General features: G+C 66.8%; 25 protein-coding genes. 7 read left to right on the top strand and 18 right to left on the bottom strand.

Features of this window, described 5'->3' with window-relative positions:
• Positions 1-80: 80 nt before the first annotated feature.
• On the top strand, positions 81-476 hold the full coding sequence (gene fliE, locus ACEN9Q_RS19435; RefSeq protein WP_495625705.1) for a flagellar hook-basal body complex protein FliE: 396 nt from the start codon (positions 81-83) through the stop codon (positions 474-476).
• 146 nt (positions 477-622) lie between these two features.
• Here the strand turns inward: fliE and ACEN9Q_RS19430 are convergent, their stop codons facing one another.
• The 15 genes from ACEN9Q_RS19430 to ACEN9Q_RS19360 form a co-directional block, all read right to left on the bottom strand.
• Positions 623-955, bottom strand: a complete 333-nt coding sequence (locus ACEN9Q_RS19430) for a cupredoxin domain-containing protein (protein ID WP_495625704.1) — start codon at positions 953-955, stop codon at positions 623-625.
• Positions 952-1,473 carry a DUF4142 domain-containing protein gene (locus tag ACEN9Q_RS19425; RefSeq protein ID WP_056443514.1) on the bottom strand — a complete coding sequence of 174 codons (522 nt, stop codon included), beginning with the start codon at positions 1,471-1,473 and terminating at the stop codon, positions 952-954. Before ACEN9Q_RS19425 ends, ACEN9Q_RS19430 begins: the two co-directional genes overlap by 4 nt.
• A 79-nt stretch (positions 1,474-1,552) precedes the next feature.
• Complete coding sequence (locus ACEN9Q_RS19420; RefSeq protein ID WP_495625703.1) at positions 1,553-2,254, bottom strand: RNA polymerase sigma factor; 702 nt, start codon at positions 2,252-2,254, stop codon at positions 1,553-1,555.
• Between the two features lie 86 nt (positions 2,255-2,340).
• On the bottom strand, positions 2,341-3,099 hold the full coding sequence (locus tag ACEN9Q_RS19415; protein WP_056443509.1) for a flagellar brake protein: 759 nt from the start codon (positions 3,097-3,099) through the stop codon (positions 2,341-2,343).
• The gene (locus ACEN9Q_RS19410) at positions 3,083-3,463 is read right to left on the bottom strand and encodes an EscU/YscU/HrcU family type III secretion system export apparatus switch protein (RefSeq protein ID WP_056443506.1); all 381 of its coding nucleotides are present in this window, start codon (positions 3,461-3,463) and stop codon (positions 3,083-3,085) included. Before ACEN9Q_RS19410 ends, ACEN9Q_RS19415 begins: the two co-directional genes overlap by 17 nt.
• A complete protein-coding gene (fliK, locus tag ACEN9Q_RS19405) occupies positions 3,450-4,577 on the bottom strand; it encodes a flagellar hook-length control protein FliK (protein ID WP_495625702.1) in 1,128 nt (375 codons plus the stop codon). The genes ACEN9Q_RS19410 and fliK overlap by 14 nt, the downstream gene beginning before the upstream one ends.
• 29 nt (positions 4,578-4,606) lie before the next feature.
• On the bottom strand, positions 4,607-4,930 hold the full coding sequence (locus ACEN9Q_RS19400) for a flagellar protein FliT (protein ID WP_056443499.1): 324 nt from the start codon (positions 4,928-4,930) through the stop codon (positions 4,607-4,609).
• A gap of 15 nt (positions 4,931-4,945) precedes the next feature.
• Positions 4,946-5,401: a flagellar export chaperone FliS gene (gene fliS, locus ACEN9Q_RS19395; protein ID WP_056443495.1), complete on the bottom strand. Its 456-nt coding sequence runs from the start codon at positions 5,399-5,401 to the stop codon at positions 4,946-4,948.
• 22 nt (positions 5,402-5,423) lie between these two features.
• Complete coding sequence (fliD, locus tag ACEN9Q_RS19390) at positions 5,424-8,069, bottom strand: flagellar filament capping protein FliD (protein ID WP_495625701.1); 2,646 nt, start codon at positions 8,067-8,069, stop codon at positions 5,424-5,426.
• 188 nt (positions 8,070-8,257) lie between these two features.
• Entirely contained in the window at positions 8,258-8,620 is a 363-nt protein-coding gene (locus tag ACEN9Q_RS19385; RefSeq protein ID WP_495625700.1) for a flagellar protein FlaG, read from the bottom strand.
• An 88-nt stretch (positions 8,621-8,708) separates the two neighbouring features.
• A complete protein-coding gene (locus ACEN9Q_RS19380; protein ID WP_495625699.1) occupies positions 8,709-10,175 on the bottom strand; it encodes a flagellin N-terminal helical domain-containing protein in 1,467 nt (488 codons plus the stop codon).
• 294 nt (positions 10,176-10,469) lie between these two features.
• Complete coding sequence (locus ACEN9Q_RS19375) at positions 10,470-12,038, bottom strand: GGDEF domain-containing protein (RefSeq protein WP_495625698.1); 1,569 nt, start codon at positions 12,036-12,038, stop codon at positions 10,470-10,472.
• A gap of 194 nt (positions 12,039-12,232) precedes the next feature.
• Positions 12,233-12,880, bottom strand: a complete 648-nt coding sequence (locus ACEN9Q_RS19370) for a response regulator (protein ID WP_056443482.1) — start codon at positions 12,878-12,880, stop codon at positions 12,233-12,235.
• Positions 12,877-13,995: a sensor histidine kinase gene (locus ACEN9Q_RS19365; protein ID WP_495625697.1), complete on the bottom strand. Its 1,119-nt coding sequence runs from the start codon at positions 13,993-13,995 to the stop codon at positions 12,877-12,879. Before ACEN9Q_RS19365 ends, ACEN9Q_RS19370 begins: the two co-directional genes overlap by 4 nt.
• 18 nt (positions 13,996-14,013) lie before the next feature.
• A complete protein-coding gene (locus ACEN9Q_RS19360; RefSeq protein ID WP_495625696.1) occupies positions 14,014-14,610 on the bottom strand; it encodes a hypothetical protein in 597 nt (198 codons plus the stop codon).
• Positions 14,611-14,690: 80 nt separating this feature from the next.
• Here ACEN9Q_RS19360 and greB point away from each other — a divergent pair, with 80 nt between their 5' ends.
• From greB to ACEN9Q_RS19330, 6 genes are all read left to right on the top strand, one after another.
• Complete coding sequence (gene greB / locus ACEN9Q_RS19355) at positions 14,691-15,260, top strand: transcription elongation factor GreB (RefSeq protein ID WP_056443475.1); 570 nt, start codon at positions 14,691-14,693, stop codon at positions 15,258-15,260.
• 74 nt (positions 15,261-15,334) lie between these two features.
• Positions 15,335-15,940, top strand: a complete 606-nt coding sequence (locus tag ACEN9Q_RS19350; RefSeq protein ID WP_495625695.1) for a biliverdin-producing heme oxygenase — start codon at positions 15,335-15,337, stop codon at positions 15,938-15,940.
• 472 nt (positions 15,941-16,412) lie between these two features.
• The gene (locus ACEN9Q_RS19345) at positions 16,413-17,429 is read left to right on the top strand and encodes an SGNH/GDSL hydrolase family protein (RefSeq protein WP_495625694.1); all 1,017 of its coding nucleotides are present in this window, start codon (positions 16,413-16,415) and stop codon (positions 17,427-17,429) included.
• Between the two features lie 9 nt (positions 17,430-17,438).
• Positions 17,439-19,301 (top strand): carbamoyltransferase family protein, encoded by a 1,863-nt coding sequence (locus tag ACEN9Q_RS19340; RefSeq protein ID WP_495625693.1) that lies wholly within the window; start codon positions 17,439-17,441, stop codon positions 19,299-19,301.
• On the top strand, positions 19,288-19,644 hold the full coding sequence (locus ACEN9Q_RS19335; protein ID WP_056443465.1) for a hypothetical protein: 357 nt from the start codon (positions 19,288-19,290) through the stop codon (positions 19,642-19,644). The genes ACEN9Q_RS19340 and ACEN9Q_RS19335 overlap by 14 nt, the downstream gene beginning before the upstream one ends.
• 7 nt (positions 19,645-19,651) lie before the next feature.
• Positions 19,652-20,416, top strand: a complete 765-nt coding sequence (locus ACEN9Q_RS19330; RefSeq protein ID WP_495625692.1) for a hypothetical protein — start codon at positions 19,652-19,654, stop codon at positions 20,414-20,416.
• Positions 20,417-20,446: 30 nt separating this feature from the next.
• On the opposite strand, the gene ACEN9Q_RS19325 is transcribed toward ACEN9Q_RS19330, so the two are convergent.
• From ACEN9Q_RS19325 to gmk, 3 genes are all read right to left on the bottom strand, one after another.
• On the bottom strand, positions 20,447-22,696 hold the full coding sequence (locus ACEN9Q_RS19325; RefSeq protein ID WP_495625691.1) for a RelA/SpoT family protein: 2,250 nt from the start codon (positions 22,694-22,696) through the stop codon (positions 20,447-20,449).
• Between the two features lie 99 nt (positions 22,697-22,795).
• Positions 22,796-22,999 (bottom strand): DNA-directed RNA polymerase subunit omega, encoded by a 204-nt coding sequence (gene rpoZ / locus ACEN9Q_RS19320; RefSeq protein WP_056443456.1) that lies wholly within the window; start codon positions 22,997-22,999, stop codon positions 22,796-22,798.
• A gap of 117 nt (positions 23,000-23,116) precedes the next feature.
• Positions 23,117-23,764 (bottom strand): guanylate kinase, encoded by a 648-nt coding sequence (gmk, locus tag ACEN9Q_RS19315; protein WP_495625690.1) that lies wholly within the window; start codon positions 23,762-23,764, stop codon positions 23,117-23,119.
• Positions 23,765-23,943: the final 179 nt, after the last annotated feature.

The following is a 23,943-nucleotide window of genomic DNA, read 5'->3' as shown; positions in this document are numbered from 1 at the left end:
TTACGGCGCTGCTCGAGGGCAATAGTTGTCGCCGCGCTGATATTCTGACAGCCTGAATCGACATGCGCAGGAGAACGGACATGAACATCGGCGGCATCGACAGCAGCCGGATCGAAGCGATGATGGCGCAGCTGAAGGCGGCGGCGCAGAAGCCGGCCGCGGCGCCGTCCGCCGCGGACGCGCTGGGCGGCGGCCTCGGCATCGGCGGCCTCGGCAAGACCTCGGGCACGGATGCGGCCGAGTCATCGTCGAAGGTCAGCTTCTCCGATGCATTGAAGGGGGCGCTGCAAAACGTCAGCGACACCCAGAACCAGGCCGACGACATGGGCAAGCGCTTCGCCGCGGGCGACGATTCCGTCAGCCTGTCCGATACGATGATCGCGATGCAGAAAGCCAACATCAGCTTCCAGTCCACCGTACAGGTGCGCAACAAGCTGGTGTCGGCTTATCACGACATCATGAATATGCAGGTGTAAGCCTAACCCTTGGCTCGTCGCCCCCCGCGCAGGCGTGGATGAATGCTTGACCCGTCGTTCCCGCGCAGGCGGGAACGACGGTGATTGCGCAGAGACGACGGATATCGCGCGCGAAAGCCGGTTATCGCGCGGGATACGGCGGCGACTCAGTGCGCCGCACGCCGCGGCGGCCCGGCTACATCCACCCGTCCCTTCATCACCGGGTGCAAGGTGCAGAGATAGTCGAACGACGTTCCCGCCGGCACCACCCAGCGCCACGACTTGCCGGGCGCCAGGTCGCCCGAGCTCACCCTGGCCGCGGCCGCTGTCACGTTGTGGACGAACATGTCGTGGTTTTCCCAGACGATCGTATCTCCCGCCTTGACCTGGACGACCTGCGGCGAAAACTTCATGCCGTCGATGACGACATGGTGTTCCGCCGCGCCGGCCGCGATCGGCAGCCAGCACAATGCGACGGCGAGGCGTTGCCTGAATTTCACTTGAGTTCGGCCTGGATGTGCTTCGCGTGCTCCAGGTGCGCCACGAAGGCCGGGCGGACCTTGACGAGCAGGGCTTTCAGCTCGGCATTGGAAGCGTTCGGGATCAGCGTCTTGTCGAGGGCGTCGAGCACGGTCTGGTGATACGTCACCTCATTGTCGACATAGGCCTTGTCGAAGGCCTTGCCGGACAGGCCCGCGAGACGGGTGCGCGTCGCCGCGCCGCCCGACGTCAGGCTCTTGCTGGTGTCGTTGTCCTCGGGCGTCACGTGCAGCTTCTGCACCAGCGCCGTGGCCTGCTGGTTGACGCCGGAATGGTCGGCCACCATGCGCTCGGCAAAGGCGCGCACGTCCTTGTTCTTCGTTTTCGTCTCGGCCTGCTTGCCGGCGTCGATGTCGACCGCATTGGCGGCGACGACGATCGCGGCGATCTGCGCATCGTTCGGCCCGGCGGCGTGGGCGGGCGCGGCCAGGGCGAGGGCGAACAGCGAAGACAGCAGCAGCGGGGTGGATTTGTTCATGGCAGCATCCTTGATTGGGTTGGAAAAGGTGGAACAACCCATTGGATGCACGTCATTGCCCCCGCGTTCCCGCCATCCGTCAGCAGCCCCATTCCGCGTCCAGCCGGCGCCGCACGGCGTCGACGATCCGGTCGCAGCGCGCGCCGTCGAAGCCGAACGCGTCCTCGATCGCGAAATCGATCTCGCGCGCGAGCGCCTCGCGCAGCATGGCGCGGGCCCGGAAATAACGGCTGCGCACGGTGGCCTCGGGAATGTCCAGCGTGGCCGCCGTTTCCTCGACGCTCAGCTCTTCCACCGCGCGCAGCACGAACACCGTGCGGAAGACGGCGGGCAGCTTGTCGATGCCCGTTTCGATCAGGCGCCGCGTCTGGGCGCGCAGCGCGGCCAGTTCCGGCTGCTCCCGTTCGCCCTGGCTGGCGTCGGCGTAGTGCGGTCCGGCGGCATCGTCCGCGCCGAAATCCGCACCCAGCTCGATGACCTCGGCCAGCCGCCCGGTCTTGCGCTGGCGCATCAGGGCGGCGTTGACGACGATCCGCGTCAGCCAGGTGCCGAGCGCGGCCTCGCCACGGAATGCCGGCAGCGCGCGAAACGCTTGCAGGTAGGCATCCTGGAGCGCGTCCTCGGCTTCCGCATCGTCGCGCAGGACGCTGCGCGCCACGCGGTACAGCCGGCGGTTGTAGCGCCGCATGAGGAGGGAAAACGCGTCGCGGTCGCCGGCGCGGATGCGGCGCAGCAGCGCGTCGTCGTCGAGGGAAGAGGGGTTCGGTGTGGCGGCCTGCATGGGAGTCCTTCGTGTCGTATGCCTGACGATTGGATGCAGGGCCGCGGCCCGGCGTTCCCGCCGTCAGGATACGTCAGGCCGCTCCGTCACGCCAGGCCGGACAGGCGCGCGTTGCGCTCGCGTTCGAGCTTGGTGATGTAGCGCTGCACGGCGGCCAGGTTGGCGCGCGAGATGTCGACGAACTGGCAGCCGAGGCGGCGGCTCGTCTTGTTGTTCAGCAGCGTCATGTCCATCGAATTGCGGACTTGCAGCGAGCAGGTGACGGGGCCGATCTCCGGCAGGTCGATGCGGCAGTTGGCGTAGGTTTCGCCGATGGTCGTGCCGAGCTGCATCTTGTTGTCGTAGATCGCGATGCCGCCGCAGCTGATGTCGGCCAGCGGGAACACGGCGGCGTCGCCGCCCAGCTCGGCCGGCAGGGGAATCGTCGCCCGCACCGGGTTCGTCACCGGCGTCGGCATGCGGTAGAACTCGCGCCGCTGCAGGCGGATCAGGCTGGCCGGGATGGCGCAGCGCAGCGCCGAGCCCCCTTCGAATTCCACTTCGCTCAGGTTGTCCAGGCCGAACACGATGCGGATCTTGTCCAGCGACGTGTCGCAGCGCACCGTGCCGGCGGCCACGATGCGCTTGTTCTGCTCGGGGCTGACCGAGCGGTCGATGATGAGGGTGCCGGCGTCCGGATCGACGTGCAGCAGCGACGTGACGCAGACGTCGGCCTCGCCCTTGATCAGCATCCGGATCAGCTGGTTCTTTTCGGCGATCTGGCGCAGCAGGGCCACGATTTCCCTGGACGACTCGACTTCGTAGTCGTGCCAGGCTTCTAATTCGGCGTCAGTGATTGCTTGCATCTGTGTCAACCGGAGTGCTTTCTTGGGGTGGGAGGAGCGATATCGTGTCCGGTGCCGGCGGTGGTGTTTGGCCGGAAACTTGCGCGGATTCAATATAATAGAGCCAGGCCAATAGTTCGGCAATGGCGCGGTACAGGGCGGGCGGAATTTGGCGGTCGAGATCGACTTCCATCAGCAACGCCACCAGTTCTTTCGACTCGTGCACGAACACGCCGGCCTCTTTCGCGCGGCCGATGATCTGCTCGGCGACGAGTCCCATTCCCTTGGCGACGACTTTCGGCGCCGGGTCGCCGGCGCCATAGGCCAGCGCGACGGCGCTCTGGCGCCGCCGTGCGTTGGTATTCGCGTCCTTATCCTTGTCCATCGCCCGGTTCGCCTTTCGGTGCGGCGTCGTGGATCGCCAGCGTGGACAGCGGCGTCCCGGCCGCGTCCAGCGCCTGCGCCAGGCGCGCCTGGTACGCGTCCAGCAGGCCCTTGGTCGCGGCGTCCGGCGCGTCGAGGCGGATGTGCAACTGGTCGCCGGACAGCACGACGCGCGCGCCCACCTCGCCCAGCGCGCCGAAGCGCAGGCGCAGGTTGCTCTGCCATGTGGCGGCCCCTTCGCCATCGCCACGGTCCTGGCGGCCGGCGGCCTCACGCTCGACGTCCCAGTGCATGTCGCGGCCCGGCCATAGCTGGCCCTGCCACGCGACGCGTCCCTGTTCGTGTGCGTTCAGCTGCAGGTTGATGAACTGGGCCGTGTTCGGGTCGGTCGGCGGCGGCATGCCGCGCGCCTGCGGCTCCGCCGCCAGGTCGGTGCGGGGGCGGGCGCCTTCGGCCCATTCGGCCACGTGCGATTCGTAGAACAGGCCGCTTTTAGCGAGCCCATCCTGCAGCGCCCTGGCGATGGCGTCCGCGTCGCCCGACGGCGCACCCAGCAGCGGCGTGCGGCCGACGGCGGCGCTCGCCTGCGCATCGGCTTTCTGGGCGGCCGCGATGACGTCGCCCAGCGCCTTGCCGGCCGGGCTGATCGAGGCGTTGGCGGTATCGAACGCGCCGCCGGGGAGTTGCGCGAGGCCGCGCGCGCCGGCCAGCAGAGCGGCCGTGCGCGTCAGTGCGGCGGCATCCTTGCCTTCCAGATAAGCGAGCGGTGCGGATTGCAGGTTGGCGCCTTCCGGCGGCGGGCCGGCCTCGGCGAAGGCCGGGGCGCCCTGGCCCGTCTGGAGCTGGAAGGTGGGGCGGGGCGTGAGCGCCACGAGGGTCAGGGGCACTTGCGTGCCGACCTCGGCGCCGGCGGGCAGCGGCATGCGCGCCGCCATGTCGTTGATGCGTACGACGAAGCTGCCGTCGGGCAGTTTCGTCATCACGTCGGCCGCCAGGGATTGCCCGACGAGGCCGGCGAGGGCGCGCGTAAAGGCTTGCTGGCGCGGGTCGCCGACCGGAAGGGTGGGACGGGCAGGCGCGACCGGGGTCAGCGAGACGGTATCGCGCGGCAGCATCGTTCAGGTCGGCGGGACGATCGTCCCGCTCAGATGCCGTAGGCGCGCGCGACGCGGCGTTCGACGGTCTTGTTGCCGATCATGGCCTGCAGCTTCGCCATCCACGGCTGGGTCAGGTCGCGGATCTTGCGGTCGGAATCGAGCATCTTGCGGATGGCGTTCACCTTGCGCATGCGTTCCTGGCCGGCCAGCGGGCTGTCGCCGTTGGCCTTGAGCTGGCGCACGCAGGCGGCACACTGGTGCTCGAGCTGGAGCAGGCGATCCCAGTCGCTCGCGGTGGCGGCGGCCAGCATCTGGTCGGTGATGCCCACCATGGCTTCGTACAGGGACGCGATTTCGGAATTGGTCATCATGGTCGCGTTCCCCGTTTATGCGCTCACCAGCGTCGCGGCCTTCGGCATGGCCGTGGGCGCCGGGACCGGCTGCTGCTGGACCTTCTCGCCGATCGCCACCCAGGCTTCGCGCAGGTCGGCCAGCAGGCGGTGCACCTCGTCGACGATGGCGACGTCGTTCTTGACGTTCGCGTGCAGCAGGCGGCGGCTCATGTAGTCGTACAGGGCGTCCAGGTTGGCGGCGATCTCGCCCCCGGCGCTCTTGTCGAGCGAGGCGCGCAGGCCGTTGTCGATGATCGAGATGGCCTTCGAGATGGCCGATCCCTTGGCGGCGATATTGCCGGCGGCGATGTTCGTCTTGGCGCTCAGCAGCGCGACGAGGGCGCCGTCGTACAGCATCACGATCAGCGTGTGCGGCGAGGCCGAGGCGATGCCGGTTTCGAGGCCCACGTTGGCGTAAGCGTTGACGCCGCGTTTCATGGTTCCAAACATCTTGTTTCTCCAATAAATCCAGTTATCGGTTGGCCGCGATGGCGGCCAGCTGCTGGGTCAGGTAACTTTGGGTGCTTTGCATCGACGAAATCATCGTGTCGAGCGAGGTAAATTGGGCGCGGTACATCGCTTCCACCTGGGTCAGGTGCTGGCTGAACCGGTCGCGCTGGTCGGCCACGTTCTTGATGCTGGCGTTCAGGCCGTCGGTCTTGCTGGCCAGCAGGCTGTCCTTGCCGGTAAAGCTCGTGGCCAGGTTCGTGAGCGCATAGGCATAGCCTTGCGAGAACGACACGGTGCCGCGGTCGCCCGCGACGCCGCTCTTGATCGTCAGCTGGATGCCGGCGGCCTTCGAACCGTCGGCCGCGGTCAGCACCTGGCCGTTGCCGGTCGCCGCGACGCCGCCGATGGTGCCTTCGACGTCGGTGCCCACGGCCGGCGCGGCGCCGCCGAAGATGTCGCTGACCTGGGTGCCGGTGACGCTGGCGATCGCGATGTTCGACGCCGCCCCGAACTTGCTGGACGAGATCGACAGGTGCCCGGTCGCGTCGAGCGATGTTTCGACGCTGTCGCCGGCCGAGGAAAACGTGCTGTTGCCGTTGATGGCGGCGCGCAGCATCGACGACAGCTGGTCGTTCGTGTACGTGCCGGCCGGGATCTGGATGTTCTGGACCTTGCTGTCGGTGACCGGATCGGTCTGGTTCAGCGTGAAGGTCCAGGTCGTGTTCGACGCGATCGTCGTCGAGCCGGACAGCGCGTTGGCGCTCGTCAGCGTGCCCTGCGTCGCCATGTGCGAGATGTTGATGGCGTATTCGCCCGGCTGGGTGGCGGTGCCCGACTTGTTGTACGTGACGCCGCCGTCGCTGGCCGAGCCGGCCGCCGCGAACAGGCCGGCGATGTCGTTGAAGTTGCTGGAGATCGCCGTGCCCAGCTTGGTCGAATCGACCGTCAGGCTGCCATCCTGCGCGAACGTGATGCCGACCTGGGTCAGGTTCGTCATATTGCTGTCCAGGCCCGCGACCGACGTGCTGAGCGCGCGCCGCAGCTGGGTCTGGACCGCGCGCACGGCCGAGTCGCCCTGCAGCACGCCGCCCGTCTTGGTCGTGGCGTCGTACGCGGTCAGTTTCGAGATCGTCGAGTTCAGGTCGTTGTAGGCCTTCACGAAACCATTGATCGCGGTCGACACGGTGCTCGTGTCCTGGGCGACCGTCAAGGTCGTGCTGCCCGTCGTGTTCAGGTCCATGGTGACGCCCTGCACGACGTCGTCCACCGTCGTGTCGGCGCTGGTGACGGCGATGCCGTTCATGGTCAGCTTGGTATCCTGCGCGCCGCTCGTCTGCGTGAGGTTTTGCGTGCCGTTCGGGTCGTAGCCCAGCAGGCTGGCGATGCCCGCGTTGACGGGGCCGCCGTCGGCGCCGTCGGCGCTGATCTTCATCGACGACTTGGCGCCGGTCTTGTTCGACGTGACGACGAGGTGGTACGGACTGTCGCTGCCGTCCGACACGATGGTGGCCGTGACGCCGATATTGGCCTTGTTGATGGCGTCGCGGATGCCCTGCAGGGTCTGGTCCTTGGTATCGAGCGTGACGGTGCCGCTGGCCTGGCTGCCGTCCTGCACGAAGCCGGCGCCGAGGTAGCTGCCGGCGCTGCCCGCCGTCAGGCCGGCCGCGGCCGGGCTGTTGCCGCCGACGACGATCTGGCTGCCGTCCGCCGAGCTGAGCGTCACGCCGGCCGTCACGGTGGTGTCCGACCCCGTGTTGGCGGCGGTGCTCGCCAGGCCGATGCCGCCGGTGACGGTGCCGCTGACCGCTTCCTTGACGTTGATGTTGGAGCCGTCCGCCGCGAAGAACTGCAGGTCGCCGCCCGCGGCCGAGCCGGTCGTGGTGATGTTGGCGGCCGCCAGCGCATCCTTGACGCCGGTGGTGCCGAGCGCGGTATCGAGCGACGCGGCCGTCACGGTCGTGGTGCCGTCCGACGACGCCAGGCTGACGCCGCCCACCGACAGGGCATAGCTGCCGCCGCTCGCAACGGTGACGTCGCCGAAGCCGCTGAACAAGGTGGCCGACGTCGTCGTCGTGCCGGCCTTGGCGGTGACGCCGGTGGTGTCGGTTTCGTCATTGATCACCTGCGCCAGGTCGCGCGCGCTGCGCGTCGTGCCGTTGGTGCTGATCGCGGTGCCGTTGATGGTCAGCGAGCCGCTCGCGATGCCGGACGCGGCCGTACCGGCGCCCAGTGCGTTGCCGGCCGTGCCGAACGTGCCGCCGCTGACATTGCCGAACTGGAACGTCAGCGTGGTCTTGCTGCCGTCGCCGATCTGCGTGCTGGTGCTGGCCTGGCCGCCCGTCATCAGGCTCTGCGCCTGGGCCAGCTGGGTCACGTTGATCTTGTACTTGCCGGCCACCGCGCTCGAGCCGGCGCTGGCGGTCATGAGATCCGCGTTGCTGGACTTGGCGGTCAGCGCGCTGAACGTATTGGTCGAGTTCAGGGACGTGAGGGCACTCTGGAATGCGCCGACGGCCGAGCTGACCTGGCCGTATGCCGTCAGCTTGCCCTGGTACACCCCGGTCTTCATGTCGTAGTTGGAAAGCGGCTGCGACTCGGCCGCCATCAGCTTGCTGACGAGACCGTTGACGTCGAGACCGGATCCAATACCAGGTGAGCTGATTCCCACTTGTTTCTCCCGTGAAAGCGATAATGTAAGTCATTATCGACAGAAGCAAACCGTACTTGAGAGCAGGAAATGTGCGTTATTTCCGCTCCCAGCCTTATGGGCGGGAAAAACGCGGGTGAGGGAGGCGAAACGGGGCATCAAGCGCAGGTCATCGACCCGCGCTTGACGAAAAAGCAAACATCGGACGGTCAGGCCGTCTGATTGATGAGCAGGCCTTGCATCTTGTCGATCGACTTGTCGAGCGATTTGGCGATCTGCAGCGCTTCCTTGGAAGGAATCTGCCGTACGACTTCCTTGGTGCTCTGGTCGATGACCTTGACGACGATGTCCTTGCTGTCTTCATCGATCGAGAACTGCAGGCTCTGCGACGAGCCCAGCATCGCCTCGTTCATCTTGTCGACGGCGGCCGACACGTCCTCGTGCGACGGCTTGTCCGCGTCGGCGGTCTTGCTCTTGCCGCTCGCGTCCGCCTTACCCGCCGGTGCCGCCGGCTGGGTCGGGCGTTCGTCCACGCGGGGAGAGGCGGGCGAACCCACTGGTTGAATGTTCATGATGATTCCCTAGCAAAAATTCCTCGGCTGAATTACTCCAGCCGAGGAATCACTTTACACCGCTATCGGGGGCTTATTACATTACTAATTAGCCACGCAGCAGCGACAGGACACCGTTCGGCAGCGAGTTCGCCTGGGCCAGCATCGACGTACCGGCCTGCTGCAGGATCTGGCCGCGGGTCATGTTCGCGGTTTCCGAAGCGAAGTCGGTGTCGACGATGCGGCTCTTCGATGCCGACAGGTTCTGGTTGGTCGACTGCAGGTTCGAGATCGTCGAGTCGAAACGCGACTGCAGTGCGCCCAGCTGCGAACGCTGGTCGTCGACCTTGGCCAGGGCGGCGTCGGCGATCTTGATGGCTTTCTGGGCGCCGTCGAAGGTGCTGACGTCGATGTCGGCGACCGCTTTCAGGTCCGAAGAACCCGTCATGCCCCAGCCGGTGGCGTCATTGGTCGAGAAGCTTGCCGACGAGTCCAGCGTGATCGTGCCCTTGGCGACGCCATCGGCGGCTGCGCCAATCGTAAAGGGGGCGTTCGCCACGGTACCAGTGGTCGTGTAGGAGTCCAAAGTCGCGGAGGCGGCGACGTCGGTCGAGTTGTTGGTCAGCTTGATGTCGCTGCCGTTGGCGTTCGTCAGCTTCACGCCACCGCCCGTGGCGTCGTAGGACGCGGTCACGCCCGTCTTGGCGGTCTGCGCATTGAAGGCGCTGATCGCGGCGGCGTAGGCGTCGGCGTCACCGGCGGAACCAACCTGGAACGACACGTTGACCGGGCTCTTGGTCGGATCGTTATCCGAGACGACGGCGAACGTGAACGACACGGCGCTGCCGCCCGACAGGTCGGCCTTCAGCAGGGTGTTCGTCTGGGCCGAGGCGGTCACGCCCGTCGAGCCGTTCACGTCGTTGATCTTCTGAACGGCCGTCTTCGCCGAAATGTCGGCACCGAGGGTGACCGTTGCCGAACCCGACGAGCCGTTGATGACCAGGTCGCCGCCGGCGCCCCCGCCGGTGGCGGCGGTCGCCAGGCCGTCCTTGACTTCCGTGTTGTTGCCGTAGGTCGACGTGGTGAAGTTCGAGCCGGTCATGGAGATCAGCTGGTTGGCGTTGGCGCCGACCTGGAAGTTCGCGGTGCCCATCGTACCGTCCAGCAGGTTCTGGCCGTTGAACTGGGTGGTGGTGGCGACGCGGTTCAGTTCCGACGTCAGCTGCGACACTTCGGTCTGCAGTGCCTTGCGGTCGCTGGACGAGTTCGATGCGTTCGAGGATTGCACCGCGAGCTCGCGGATACGCTGCAGCATGTCGCCCGAGCTGGACAGGGCGCCTTCGGCCGTCTGGGCCATCGACACGCCGTCGTTCGCGTTGCGGACTGCCTGGTCCATGCCCTTGATCTGCGAATTCATACGGTCGGAAATCGCGAGGCCGGCGGCGTCGTCTTTGGCGCTGTTGATGCGCATGCCCGACGACAGGCGCTGGATCGAGGTGTTGAGCGAGTTTTGCGAAGCTGCGAGGTTACGCTGGGCGTTCAGGGATGCAACGTTGGTATTGATAACGGACGACATGGTGTCTCTCCAGACTGGTCTTACGGGGCGTGGCGACGTGCCACTCGTTTTACTTTGGTCTGTCACGCTGTTCCGTGACATTCAAACCGCTGTTGAAGCTGGTAACGGTGCTCTACGGAAAAAGTTTAGAGGGGTAGAGCGAAAAAAACCGAAATTTTTGTGTCATCGGCCGGGGCGGGCTTGTCTTGGCGGCGCTGAATTCGGGAACTTTAGGGCGAAAAAAATTATTTTTTTGGTGCCGGACAATAAAAAAGCCGCCGACGCGTGGGCGTGGCGGCGTTCGCGTGGCGCCCGTTACTCGGCCACCACCACGCGGTTCTTCCCCGTTTGCTTGGCCTGGTACATGGCCCGGTCCGCGCGCGACATCAGGCTGGCCTGGTCCTCGTTCGGATGCCGCAGGGCCACGCCGCACGAGAACGTGATCAGCATCTTCTCGTTTTCGTGCAGGAAGAAATGCTTGGTCAGTTCGCGCTGCACCCGCACCATCGCGGCCGAGGCCGCCTCGACATTCGTTTCCGGCAACAGGATGAGGAACTCCTCGCCGCCGAAGCGGGCGATCACGTCCATCGAGCGCAATGTATCGCGGACAATCTTCACGAGGTGGCGCAAGGCGTTGTCGCCGGCCAGGTGGCCATAGGTGTCGTTGAGCTTCTTGAAATTGTCCAGGTCGAGCAGGGCCACGCACAGCGGCGTGCCGCGGCGGTCGGCGCGCGCGCTCTCGCGCTCGAACACGTCGTCCAGGCCGCGGCGGTTGAGGCTGCCCGTCAGCTGGTCTTCGCGCACCAGCTCGCTCATATGTTGCAGCTTCGCTTCCAGATCCTTGATGCGCGCCTCCGCTTCCTGCACTTCCTGGTGCGCGGCCACCATGCGGTCGCGCGATGCCATCGCCTCGGCCTGCACGAGCCTGGTCTCGCGCAGCACTTCTTCCAGCACCTCGTTGAGTTCTTCGATATTGCCGGCGTGACGGATGCGCTCGGAAAAGCCGCCGATCTTTTCGTGGAAGTCGCCGGTCGACGCCGCCACCGAACCGAGCCGGTCGATGAACGTCATCATCATGTTCTTGACGGTCGCCTTGACGTCCGCGATGCCGTGTTTCAGCTGGCCCTGCTTGTAGATGACATCCTTGAGGCTGCGCGTCGCGTCTTCCAGTGCGCGGTGGTCGAGCGGGCCGGCGATGAGGTCCTGCACGGCGGCGATCTGGCCGCGCATCCAGCTGTCGTCGTCCAGTAGTTCGGACACGTTCTCCAGCAACAGCTTGAACAGGCGCAGCAGCAGCTCCTGCTGTTCGGCCGTGTCGCCGCTCTTGAGTTCGATCTGGTAGCACAGGTCCTTCAAACGCCCGGCGATTTCCTGCAGCGCATCCTCGCCGTGGGCGGCCTTGACGGCGGCGCCCAGCGATTCCGCCTCGCCGGACAGGTTCGGCGTGCCCGCCAGCAGTGATGCGACGGCGAACGTCAGCGTGCGGCTGAGCAGGTCGCGCAGCAGCTTCGCTTCGCCGTTCTCGGCGCCCAGCGCAAGGGCGGGGTGGGTATGGCGGCGCAGGTGTTTCTCGGCCAGTTGCGAAAGCAGGCGCGCATAGCCGTCCCAGTCGCGCTGCTTGACGGCGCGGTTGAAGCGGACGCCGAACTCGGCCAGTTCGCCCGGGGTGTCGGCCAGCCGGTGCGCAAAGCCGGACAGGACGTTCTCCGCGCCCGGATCGGATGGCGGCGGCAGGACGTCGACGCCGGCGATCTCGTTATAGATCTCGCGGTAGGCGTCCGGCGTCGGCGCGATGCGCCGCGTGGCGAGCCGGCGGAACGCTTCGCGTGCGATTTCCGCTGGATTCTGGCCGGGATCCCCCGGCGGGCGTTGTGAGCTGGACATTTTGGACGTTGCAATATGGAATTCTTATTGTCACCATGGTATGCCGCTGACAAAAAATCAAACCGTTGAACAAGCGCGCAATTACCACGCAGTCTCACGGACTGTAATGACAGCGGCAGGTGGGCGGCCCTCCGCCCACGCGCAACGTTCGCGATGTGTTGGCGTAACGCGTGGGCACGTGCCCACCGGACAGTTTAATCGATCAGCTGATTGCGAATCGCGTAATGCGTGAGTTCGGCACTGGTCTTGAGTTTCATCTTGGCCAGCAGGCGCGAGCGGTATTCGCTGACCGTCTTCACCGACAGCGAGAGTTCGCGCGCGATCTCGCTGACGGTCTTGCCGGAGGCGATCATGGTGAGTGTCTGGTATTCGCGGTCGGACAGTCCTTCGTGCGCCGGCGCGTCGTGGTTTTCGCCGAGCTGGGCCGCCAGCACCTGGGCCAGTTGCGCGCTGACGTAGCGCTGGCCGTCCGCCACCTGGCGGATCGCGTTGACGAGTTCCTTCGGCGCGCTCTGCTTCGTCAGGTAGCCGGCGGCGCCCGCCTTCAGCGAGCGGATCGCGTACTGGTCTTCGCGGTGCATGGACAGCATCAGCACGGCCAGTTCCGGCTTCTCGCTCTTGATCTGCTTGAGCACTTCGATGCCGTTGCGGTCGGGCAGGGAGATGTCGAGCAGCAGCACGTTGCAGCGCGACTTGCGGAACAGCTTGACGGCATCGAGACCGGTCTCGGCTTCGCCCGCCACGACGATGTCGCGCTGTTCGGCGAGGATCTGCTTCAGGCCTTCACGCACGATGGCGTGGTCGTCTGCAATAAAAACGCGGATGCTGGCTTTTTCTGTCATGCTCGGGTGGATTCGCTGCGTCCGGCCGCGGCGGCGGCCAGGCTGATCTTGACGACGACCATCGTGCCACCTCCGGGCGCCTGCGACAAGGCGAGCGTGCCGCCCAGCGCGCGGGCGCGTTCGCTCATGCCGCGCAGGCCGAACGATTGCGGCTTGAGACGGTCGGCGGGCGTGATGCCGCGGCCATTATCGCAGATGCTGAGCGTCAGGTGCTGGCGCAGGCGGCGCAGGCTCACCGTCACGCGCGTGGCGCCGGCGTGCTTGGCGATATTCGTCAGCGCCTCCTGGACGATGCGGAACAGCGCGACCGCCTGGTCCGGGTCGAGGTCGATGTCCTTGTCGGCGCTGCGGAACACGCAGGCGATGCCCATCTGCTTTTCGAATTCGCGCGCCTGCCACTCGAGGGCGGCGACGAGCCCCAGGTCGAGCGTGCCGGGACGCAGGTCCAGCGAGATGCGATGCACGGCCTCGATCGTGCGGTCGACGAGGTCGTCCAGGTAATCGGCCTTGTCGCGCAGGGCGGGATCGTCGGGCAGGCGCGCGGCCAGCATGGCGAGGGCCATCTTGATCGCCGTGAGGTTGCCGCCCAGGTCGTCGTGGATCTCGCGCGCGATGCGGGCCCGCTCCTGTTCCTTGACCTGCTGGATGTGGTCCGTCAGTTCGGCCAGGCGCGCGCGCGAACGCCGGGTTTCTTCCTGCACCAGCTTGCTCGCGGTGATGTTGGTCATGATGCCGTCCCACTGCACGCCGCCGTCCATCAGCGGCAGCGGCGTCGCGCGCAGGCTGATCCATTTGACGTCGTTCCAGCCGCGGGCGCAGATGCGGCCTTCCCAGTTCCACGCGGCCAGCGTCGCCTTCGACGCCGCCATCGCCTCGCGCCAGCCTGCGCGGTCGTCGGGCAGGATCAGCCGCACGAAGCATTCCGGGTCCTGTTGCAGTTCGGACGCCGCCACGCCCAGCAGCGCCGTGCAACCCTCGCTCAGGTGCGGGTAGGCCATGGTGCCGTCGGCGCGCAGCACGAACTGGTAGACGAGGCCGGGGGCGGGAGACTGCGCGGGCGGGGCCGCCTGCGTTTGCGCGGCGCGGGGGCTGCGGCTGGAGATGTCTGGACTCATGTTCATATCGTCTGTCGGTTAGCGCCGGCGCGCGCGCCACTGGACCACGAAGCGGCGCAGCACCCGCACGGTGCGGCTGGCATGGCGGCCTTGCGCATCGGCCGGGTGTGGACGCAGCCGGCGCAGCACGCGCCTGAGGCCGATCCGCAGTCCGCGCAGCGCGCGGCCGGCCAGGTGGTAGGCGTGGCTCGTGCGCAGGTAATCCAGGCAACGGGCCCTGGCCACCATGAACCAGCCGTGGCAGCGCGCGAACCATCCGACCGCGAGCAAGGTCGGCAACGTCAGCACGTACAGCCGGGCCACCACGGCCGCGCCACCGATCTTGGCCAGCACGATGGTCGCGATGCCGGACAGCGCGTGGCCGTGGGCGATGGCGACGACGGCCAGGACCTTGACGGGCAGCAGCAGCAGGCCGGGGAGCACGAAGGCGCACAGGGCACCGTACGGCGGCAGCGTGCGCACGCGGACCTCCAGCGCCGCCAGCGCGGGCCAGCGCGCGAGGGCACGCGTCAGGCGCATGCCGGTATCCCAGCACCATTCCTCGACGAGCAGCACCACGGCCGCCAGATACACCAGTGGCGCGAACATCCGGCTGCGTGGAAGGGCGCGTGTCATGACCTCATGATACGGGAAACCGGCGCGGGACCGGCACGCCGCATGCGCGTGCGTGTTGTCGAAGGCGCTACAATACACGCATGAACAAGGCATTTGTAAAAGAGTCGGACAACGACGACGATGACGACGAGGCCCTGGCGCTGGCCCGGGCGATTCCCGCCGGGTCCAAGAACTACATCACGCCGGCCGGCCACCAGGCCATCAAGGACGAGCTGCTCCAGCTGATCGACGTCGACCGGCCGGAAGTCGTGCGCGTCGTGCACTGGGCCGCGTCCAACGGCGACCGCTCGGAGAACGGCGACTACATCTACGGCAAGCGCCGCCTGCGCGAGATCGACCGGCGCATCCGCTTCCTCACCAAGCGCCTGGATTCGGCCTTCGTCGTGGACCCGTCCGTCCACCACGGCAACGACCAGGTGTTCTTCGGCGCCACCGTCACCTACGTCAACAAGGCGGGCGAGGAACATACCGTCACCATCGTCGGCATCGACGAACTCGACCCGCTCAAGGGCAAGATCAGCTGGGTCTCGCCGGTGGCGCGCGCACTGACCAAGGCGCGCGAAGGCGACACCGTCGCGCTGCATACGCCGCAAGGCAATGACGAACTGGACATCCTGAGCGTCGAGTACCCGGCGCCGGTCGCGGACTGACGGTGCCGCTCGCATGCCATCCGGCGCGGGATTGCCGCCGCTGATAAGATGCCCGGTTTCACCCTGTCCATCCCATGACCCGCTCTCTCGATGCCGCGCATGCCGCGCACGCTGCCGATCCATTGGCCGCCCTGCGCGCAGCCACCGCCACGCGCCACGCGGCGCTCGACAGCGGCCTGCCCATCGGCGCCCCCGACGCCTCGCTGGACGACTACACGGCCCACCTGGCCCTGCTGCGCGCCTGGCTCGGTCCGCTGCACGCGTGGCTGGCCGGCTTTGCGGACGGCCCGGCTTTCGATCATGGCGCGCGGCTCGGCCTGATCGAGACCGACCTGGCCGAGGCGGGCATACCGGTTCATGCTGAAAAGTACGCGGTCGCGGATGCATGGCCGGCAGCGGCAAGCCCCGCCTACCGCTGGGGCGTGCACTACGTGATCGAAGGCTCGCAACTGGGCGGCGCCGTGCTGTACGGACGCCTGCGCGCGCGCCTGGCGCCGCACCGGCTGCGCTACCTGAAGGGCGACGCCGGCGGCCCCGGCCCCCGCTGGCGCGCCTTCATGCAGGCGCTGCGCGCCAACGTGCGCACGCCGGCCGAGATCGCGGACGCCTGCGCCGGCGCGTGCGCGGCATTCGACCGCATTCTCGAATTGCGGGCCGATCCGCATTCGGAAATCGTCTGAGCGGACCGTGCGCCCAATCGATGGTGTCGGGTATCGGCACGGGCATAAATAGAAAATAGAACATAGCCGATCAAAAACACCATCAGGTATCGGATCAATAAACCATTGTGGTGAAAAGTCGATGGTCGCATGCTCGGCCCCGTTGTTCAATTTGCGTATCCGCTTTTCTATTTTCCTAAACCAAGAATTCCGTCGTGCCATCCGCCGCGCACTGCCGCAGCCCTGCGCAGAGCGTTCCAGTGCTGCGGGCGACCGCATAAATATGAGTGATCTTGCCGACGCCGATTTTGTGCGGCGCCAATGAAACGCAGTGCGGCGCATTTCGTTTCTGCGTTTAAATACTTTTCCAAAAATAATATATGAGAGGAAACGAATCCGTTATTTCATTGGGAATCGAGAATTTGAGGTTGCATAAAAATCCTCACAATCAAATAACGCATCATCATTTCGTCCGAAAAGACCACACGAGGAAATGATGAGGCAATTATACGAATACCACCCTGTCGTCGGCTATCGCTACATCCCCCGCCTGCGGGTGCGGATTCCGCATGAAGGCGGGGGATATCTCATGCAGGTCAACGAACAGGGGTTCCGCGCCGATCGGCCCTTCGTGCGGGCGCGCACGCCCGGGCACCGGCGGGTACTCGTGTTCGGCGATTCGTTCACGGCCGGCGACGCCGTGCCCAACCGCCAGCGCTATACGGATCTGCTGGAAACGCGGCTGCCCGACGCCGGCACGCCGCCCGTCGAGTTCTACAATTTCGGCCTGTCGTCGACGGGCACCGACCAGCAATATCTCATCTGGCGCGAATTCGCCCGCGACATCGAGCACGACCTCGTCGTGATCGCCGTCTTCGTCGAGAACATCCGGCGCGTCGCCGCGCAATTCCGTCCGCACCGCGACGAACATGGCATCGAGCGCATCTACGCCAAGCCGTACTTCCGGCTGGAGAACGACGCCTTGCGGCTGTGCCACATGCCGCCGCGGCGCGAACCGTACGAGGACCACGAACTCGACGCCGCCCAGGCCGCGGCGGTGGACCAGGGCGGGCGCTTCCTCCTGCTGCGCAAGATGATCACCAGGCTTGGCATGCGCGACATGGTCCAGCACCTCACTCAATACCAGCCGCTGCCGCATTACGATTCGCCCGCCACGCCGGCCTGGCGCCTGATGCGCGCGATCCTGACGCAATGGGTGCGCGCGCTCGACCGGCCCGTGGTGCTGATGCCGCTGCCGTTGCCGCAGCATCTCGACGAGACCTGCGATGCCGCGCCGTACCAGGCCCGTTTTGCCGAACTGACCGCCGAACTCGGCTGCCGCCTGCACGATCCGCTGCCCGACCTGCTGCGCATCGCGCCCGCGACGCGGCGCCGCCTGCGCTGGGAAACAGACATCCATTTCACGCCGGCCGGCCACGACGCCCTCGCGTGCTCGCTCGAACCCGTCGTCGCCGCGCTGCTGGGCGCGCAACTGGCCCGCGCGAGCTGAGGGGGCGCCATGGCCAAGACCATCCTGGGCATCGCCGGCTATTACCATGACGCGGCGGCGGCGCTGGTGCAGGGCGGCGCGATCGTCGCGGCCGCGCAAGAGGAGCGCTTCACGCGCCGCAAGCACGATCCGTCGTTTCCCGCCAACGCCATCAATTACTGTCTCGAGGAAGGCTTCGTCGACGCCGCCGACCTCGATGCGATCGTCTTCTACGACAATCCGCTGCTGACGTTCGACCGCGTCGTGCAGAACGCCTGCGCCGGCGCCGTCCGCGGAGATGCGGCCGGCGCGCGCGGCCTGTTCGCGCAGGCGGCGGGGGCCGTGCTGGGCGATAAGATCTGGGTGAACGAGCACGTCCGGCAGACGCTCGGCACGCTGGGCCGCGCCGGCCGCGTGCTGTTCGCCGAGCACCATATGGCGCACGCCGCCAGCGCCTTCTACCCGTCGCCGTTCGACAGCGCCGCCGTGCTGACCATCGACGGCGTCGGCGAATGGGCCACGACGACGCTGGGCGTCGGCCACGGCCGCAAGCTCGAGCTGTTCGCCGAGATCGACTACCCGCATTCGCTCGGCCTGCTGTACAGCGCCTTCACGAGCTTCTGCGGCTTCAAGGTCAATTCCGGCGAGTACAAGCTGATGGGCCTCGCGCCTTACGGCCGTCCGCGTTACGCCGGGCGCATCCGCGACCACCTGATCGACGTCCGCACCGACGGTTCGTACCGGCTGGATATGGCGTTCTTCGGCTGGCTGGACGGGATGGCGATGCCGGGCCCGCGCTTCGCCGACCTGTTCGACGGCCCGGCGCGCCAGCCCGAAACGCCCATCACGCGGCGCGAGATGGACCTCGCGGCCAGCATCCAGCAGGTGACCGAGGAGATCGTACTCAAGACGGCGCGCCACCTGCGCCGCCTGAGCGGAGAAAGCCGGCTCGTGCTGGCCGGCGGCGTGGCGCTGAACTGCGTCGCCAACGGCAAGCTGGCCGCGGCCGGCATCTTCGACGGTATCTGGATCCAGCCAGCCGCCGGGGCCGCCCGCGGCGCGCTCGGCGCGGCCCTGCTCGCGCATCACATGGCGTTCGAGGCCCCGCGCCGGCGCGCGCCCGGCGCCGGCGACGCCCAGCGCGGCAGCTATCTCGGACCACGCTATTCGAGCGAGGAGATCCTCGCCTTCCTCGACCGCAAGGGCTATCCGTACCGGCGCATTCCCGAGCGCGGCGAGCGCCTGGCCCTCGTGGCCGAGCAGCTTGCGGCCGGCAGGATCGTCGGCTGGCTGTCGGGACGGATGGAGTTCGGGCCGCGCGCGCTGGGCGCGCGTTCGATCCTCGGCGATCCGCGCAACCCGCGCACGCAGGCCACCATGAACCTCAAGATCAAGTTCCGCGAATCGTTCCGCCCGTTCGCACCGGCCGTGCTGCGCGAGCGCTGCGTCGAGTACTTCGATCTTGACGGCGACAGTCCCTACATGCTGATGGTGGCGCCCGTGAACGACATGCGCCGGCTGCCGATGGATACAGGGGCGTTCGAGGCCGGCGACGACGACATGATGGCCGTCATCAACCAGCCCCGCAGCGACGTCCCGGCCATCACGCACGTCGACTACTCGGCGCGGATCCAGACCGTGGATCGCGACGGCCATCCGGAATTCCGCGCGCTGCTCGAAGCGTTCGAACGGCTGACCGGCTGCCCGCTGCTCGTGAACACGTCGTTCAACGTGCGCGGCGAGCCGATCGTGTGCAGTCCGCAGGATGCCTACCGCTGCTTCATGCGCACGGAGATGGATCTGCTGGTGCTGGAGGACGTCGTGTTGTGGCGCCGCGAACAGCCGCCGCTGGCGGATGACGAAGACTGGAGGAAGACCTATGAGCTCGATTGACGACGCGGCCGTGCGCGACCTTGCGGCGCCGCTGTTCGACGCCCTGACCGCCGGCTGCGTGCCCGGCCAGGTGCCGTTCCCGCTGGGCCCGAACCCGCGCCTGGCCAGCTATTACACGCAGCGCACGCGCACGACGATGGGCCTCGGCGATTTCCTGGCGCCGTCGTGCCTGGATGCCGACGAGTTCGGCGCGCGCCTCGCCGCGCACTGGCGCGCGCACGGGCATCCCGAGCTGGCAGCGCTCGCGCCGCGCGTGGCCGAGGCGGCGCGGGCGCTGCACGAACTGCACGTCGCGGCGCGGCCGCGGGCGGCGCTGTCGCCCTATGTCTACCAGATGTTCTAGGTAGCGCATGGGCAATCTCGAGGTGGATATGGCCGTCGTGGCGGCCGCGCCGCTTCCGGCCGGACCTCGGCCGGCCGCGCCGCTCCCGGCCGGCTTCGTCGTCGTGCCGGCGACCACGCTGCCAAGCGGCGTCACCGTGCCTGCGTTCGCGGTGGCGCGCTGGCTGGCGGCGCGCGGACCGGACGGGCAGCTCCTGCTGAGCGCGACGGCGCCGCCGTGGGTGCGCATCGGCTATCACGCGGCGCGCGAAGCCTGCGCACGGGCCGGGGTCAGGCTGCTGACCGAATCGCAGGCGCTGGCCATCGCGCACGATCTCGCGGCCCAGGCCGCCAACTGGAGCGGCGGCGCCGTCGGGGCGGGCCGGCTGTTCCAGGGATTGCACCTGGGCCGGTTCGACGCGCCCCAGCCGGCCTGCGCGGCGTCGCCCGATCCGCGCGAGCGGCGCTGGCACGTGTTGTCGACCGGCGAGCGCATCCATGATGTTGCGGGCAATGCGTTCAGCTGGGTCTTCGACGATGTCCAGGGCGACATCGACGGCATCGTCGCGCACGGTTTCGCGCCCGGTTCGCCCACCCTGGCGACGCCGCCGGGCGTACCGATGCAGCAGGGCCTCGGCTGGTGGCCGCGCGCCGGGCGCAGCTGGTGGGGCAGGGCGCTGGCGCGGGGCGGCAGCTGGTCGTCGCAGGAAGGGGCGGGGGTGTTTACCGTCGTCGACGAACGGCCGCAGGCGCGGCGGGCGTATGTCGGGTTCCGGTGTACGCTGGCGTTGTAAGGCTAAGACTAAGGCGCCGCCGCGGACGCGTCACGCCCGCTCGCGCTCCACGCGGTTGACGCCGGCCACCCGCCGCAGGTTCCGGATCAGATGCGCCAGGTGCACGCGATCCTTGATCTGGATCGTGAAGCGCAGCTGGGTCATCATGTGTTCGTCGTCCTCGTCCATGCCGACATACGTGATGTTGGCATCGGACTCGCCGATCTCGGCGGCGACGCGGGCCAGGATGCCCTTTTCGTTGTTGATCAAGAGGCGGATGCGGCAGTCGAAGCGGCGATTCAGTTCGGTGCCCCACTGGGCCGGAATCCAGCGGTCCGGTTCCTTCAGGCGCAGGCGGTTGGCCTGCGAGCAGTCGGCCGTGTGCACGACGAGGCCCTGGTCGCGGCGCAGCTGGCCGATGATGTGGTCGCCCGGGATCGGCAGGCAGCACGGCGCCAGCTGGACCGCGACGCCTTCGCTGCCGTAGATCGTGACCGGGTCGAGCTCGCTGCCGTTGCTCGGCTGGGCCGGAACCGTGGTGACGTCGCCGCCCAGCAGGCTCACGATGTGGCGCGCCACGAGGGCCGGCATGCGCTTGCCGATGCCGATGTCGGCGTACACCTCGTCCATCGACTTGGCCGAGGATTCGGCCAGCAGCCGGTCGACGGTCGACGGCGCCAGCTCGGCCTTGATGCTCAGCTGGGCCAGTGCCTGGCGCAGCAGTTCCTGGCCGAGTTCGACGGATTCGTTCAGGTTGATGGTGCGCAGGTGGTGGCGGATCGCCGAGCGCGCCTTGCCCGTGCGTACAAACGACAGCCACGTGGGGCTGGGGCGCGAATCGGGGTCGGTCTCGATCTCGACGATGTCGCCGTTGCGCAGTTCCGTGCGCAGCGACGCGGGTTCGTGGTTGATCTTGACGGACACCGTGTGGTCGCCGATGCCGGTGTGGATGCTGTAGGCGAAGTCGAGCGGCGTGGCCCCGCGCGGCAGGGCGATGATCTTCGACTTCGGCGTGAACACGTAGACGGAGTCCGGGAACAGGTCGACCTTCACGTGCTCGAGGAATTCGGCGGAATCGCCTGTCTGCTGCTGGATGTCGAGCAGCGACTGCAGCCACGCGTGCGTGCGCTGCTGCAGGTCGGTCATGTTCTGGTCGCCCGTCTTGTACAGCCAGTGCGCCGCCACGCCGGATTCCGCCGTGCGGTGCATCTCCTGTGTGCGGATCTGGAATTCGACAGGGGTGCCGTACGGGCCGATCAGGGTGGTGTGCAGCGACTGGTAGCCGTTGATCTTGCGGATCGCGATGTAGTCCTTGAACTTGCCGGGCATGGGCTTGTACAGCGCATGCAGCGAGCCGAGCGCCACATAGCAGTTCGGGACCGTGTCGACGACGACGCGGAAGCCGTACACGTCCAGCACCTGCGAGAACGACAGGTGCTTGCTGCGCATCTTTTTGTAGATGCCGTACAGGGTCTTCTCGCGGCCGTAGACTTCGGCCGGCAGGCCGGCCGCAGCCAGTTGGTTCTTGACCGCGTCGAGGATCTTCTTGACCACTTCGCGGCGGTTGCCGCGCGCCGACTTGATCGCCTTCGACAGCGTGCGGTAGCGCAGCGGATACAGGTGCGAGAACGACAGGTCCTGCAGCTCGCGGTAGATGTCGTTCAGGCCGAGGCGATGCGCGATCGGCACGTAGACTTCCATCGTCTCGCCCGCGATGCGGCGCTTCTTGGCCGGGACCATCACGCCGAGCGTGCGCATATTGTGCAGGCGGTCGGCCAGCTTGATGAGGATGACGCGCACGTCCGACGCCATCGCCAGCAGCATCTTGCGGAAGTTTTCCGCCTGCGCCTCGACGACGCTCTGGAATTCGATTTTCTCGAGCTTCGACAGGCCGTCGACGAGGTCGGCGACCTGCGGGCCGAAGCGTTCCAGCAGTTCTTCCTTCTTGACGTCCTGGTCCTCGATCACGTCGTGCAGCAGCGCGGCCATGATGGCCTGGGCGTCCAGCTTCCAGTCGGCGCAGATTTCGGCGACGGCGATCGGGTGCGAGATATAGGGCTCGCCCGACTTGCGGACCTGGCCGAGGTGCATCTCGTCCGAGAAGCGGTAGGCTTCCTTGACGCGCTTGAGTTCGACGGGAGTGAGGTATTCGGCCAGCTTGGTGGCCAGATGGGTGATCGACGCGACGCCGGGCGCGGGGACCGGTTCGGTTTCCTGCGGTTTGTTGGCGGGCCGGCCGGGCCGGCTCGCCTTGGTGGTGTTGGTGCCCGAGTGGACGGAATCCGGTGAGGACAGGTTCATACGAAAAGACAATCAGCCGCAGTATGGAAACAGCATAACAGAATCACGGGCTGATTCATGGACCACCGTCGGCTCATATAAGCTCAGGCACCGCCCGACTTACATCGGGACTTTTTTCAGCATTTCCAGGCCAACCTTGCCGGCAGCGATTTCACGCAGCGCGACGACGGTCGGCTTGTCCTTGGCTTCCACTTTCGGGGTATGGCCTTGCAGCAGTTGGCGCGCGCGGTAGGTCGCGGCCAGGGTCAGCTGGAAACGGTTCGGAATGTTTTTCAGGCAGTCTTCGATGGTGATGCGGGCCATGGTAACTCCAACAAATGAAATTGTTTCAGTGATAATTCTGTCACGCAAACGGCACGTGGGCACGGGGCGCCCACCCTACGAATCGCAGTAGGGTGGACACCCCGTGCCCACCAATGGTCAAGTTTGCGGTAGCAGCGCGTGGATTCCCAGTTGGGCAAACAGCGAGGCGTTGCGGGCTGCCTGTTGGGCGAAGCGCGAACGTGTCGCCCTGACAATCGCCTGCAGCTCGGACAGGGCAACGTTGAATTCTTCGTTGATGATAGCATACTCGAACTCGGGAGCGTGAGCGATCTCGCCCCCCGCGGCCAGCAGGCGCCGCGTGATGATGTGCGGCTCGTCGGTGCCGCGCTTGTGCAGGCGCTCTTCCAGCGCCGCGATCGACGGCGGCAGGATGAAGATGCCGGCCGCATCCGGGAACTGCTTCTTCACCTGGCGCGCGCCCTGCCAGTCGATTTCCAGCAGGATGTCGATGCCCGTCTTCATTTCCTGTTCCACGGTCAGGCGGCTCGTGCCGTAGTAATTCCCATGCACTTCGGCCCATTCCAGGAATTCGCCGCGATCGGCGCGGGCGACGAAGTCCTGGGCGCTGGTGAAGTGGTATTCGCGGCCGTCCTCTTCGCCCGGGCGCGGCGGGCGCGTCGTGGTCGAGATCGACAGCTTGATGCCCGGTTCCAGCGCCAGCAGCGCATTGACCAGGGTCGACTTGCCGGCGCCGGACGGAGCGGCGACGACGAACAGGCTGCCTGAGAAAGCGGAGGTGAGCATGGTGGGTTCCTTTGTTACGTGTGATTCTTGATGTATCGGTGATACTAAATCCGCGTGGCACGAGGTGCCCACGCTGCGGCTTGATGTATCGGTGATTCTAAATCCGCGTGGGCACGTGGTGCCCACCCTACGAATGTTGCGGTAGGGTGGGCACCCCGTGCCCACGCGTGACGCCTGCG

It is taken from the genome of Massilia sp. Masssp93, assembly GCF_059491295.1.
Note: the sequence above shows the minus strand (reverse complement) of the source record. Positions and strands in the feature narration are given on the sequence as shown.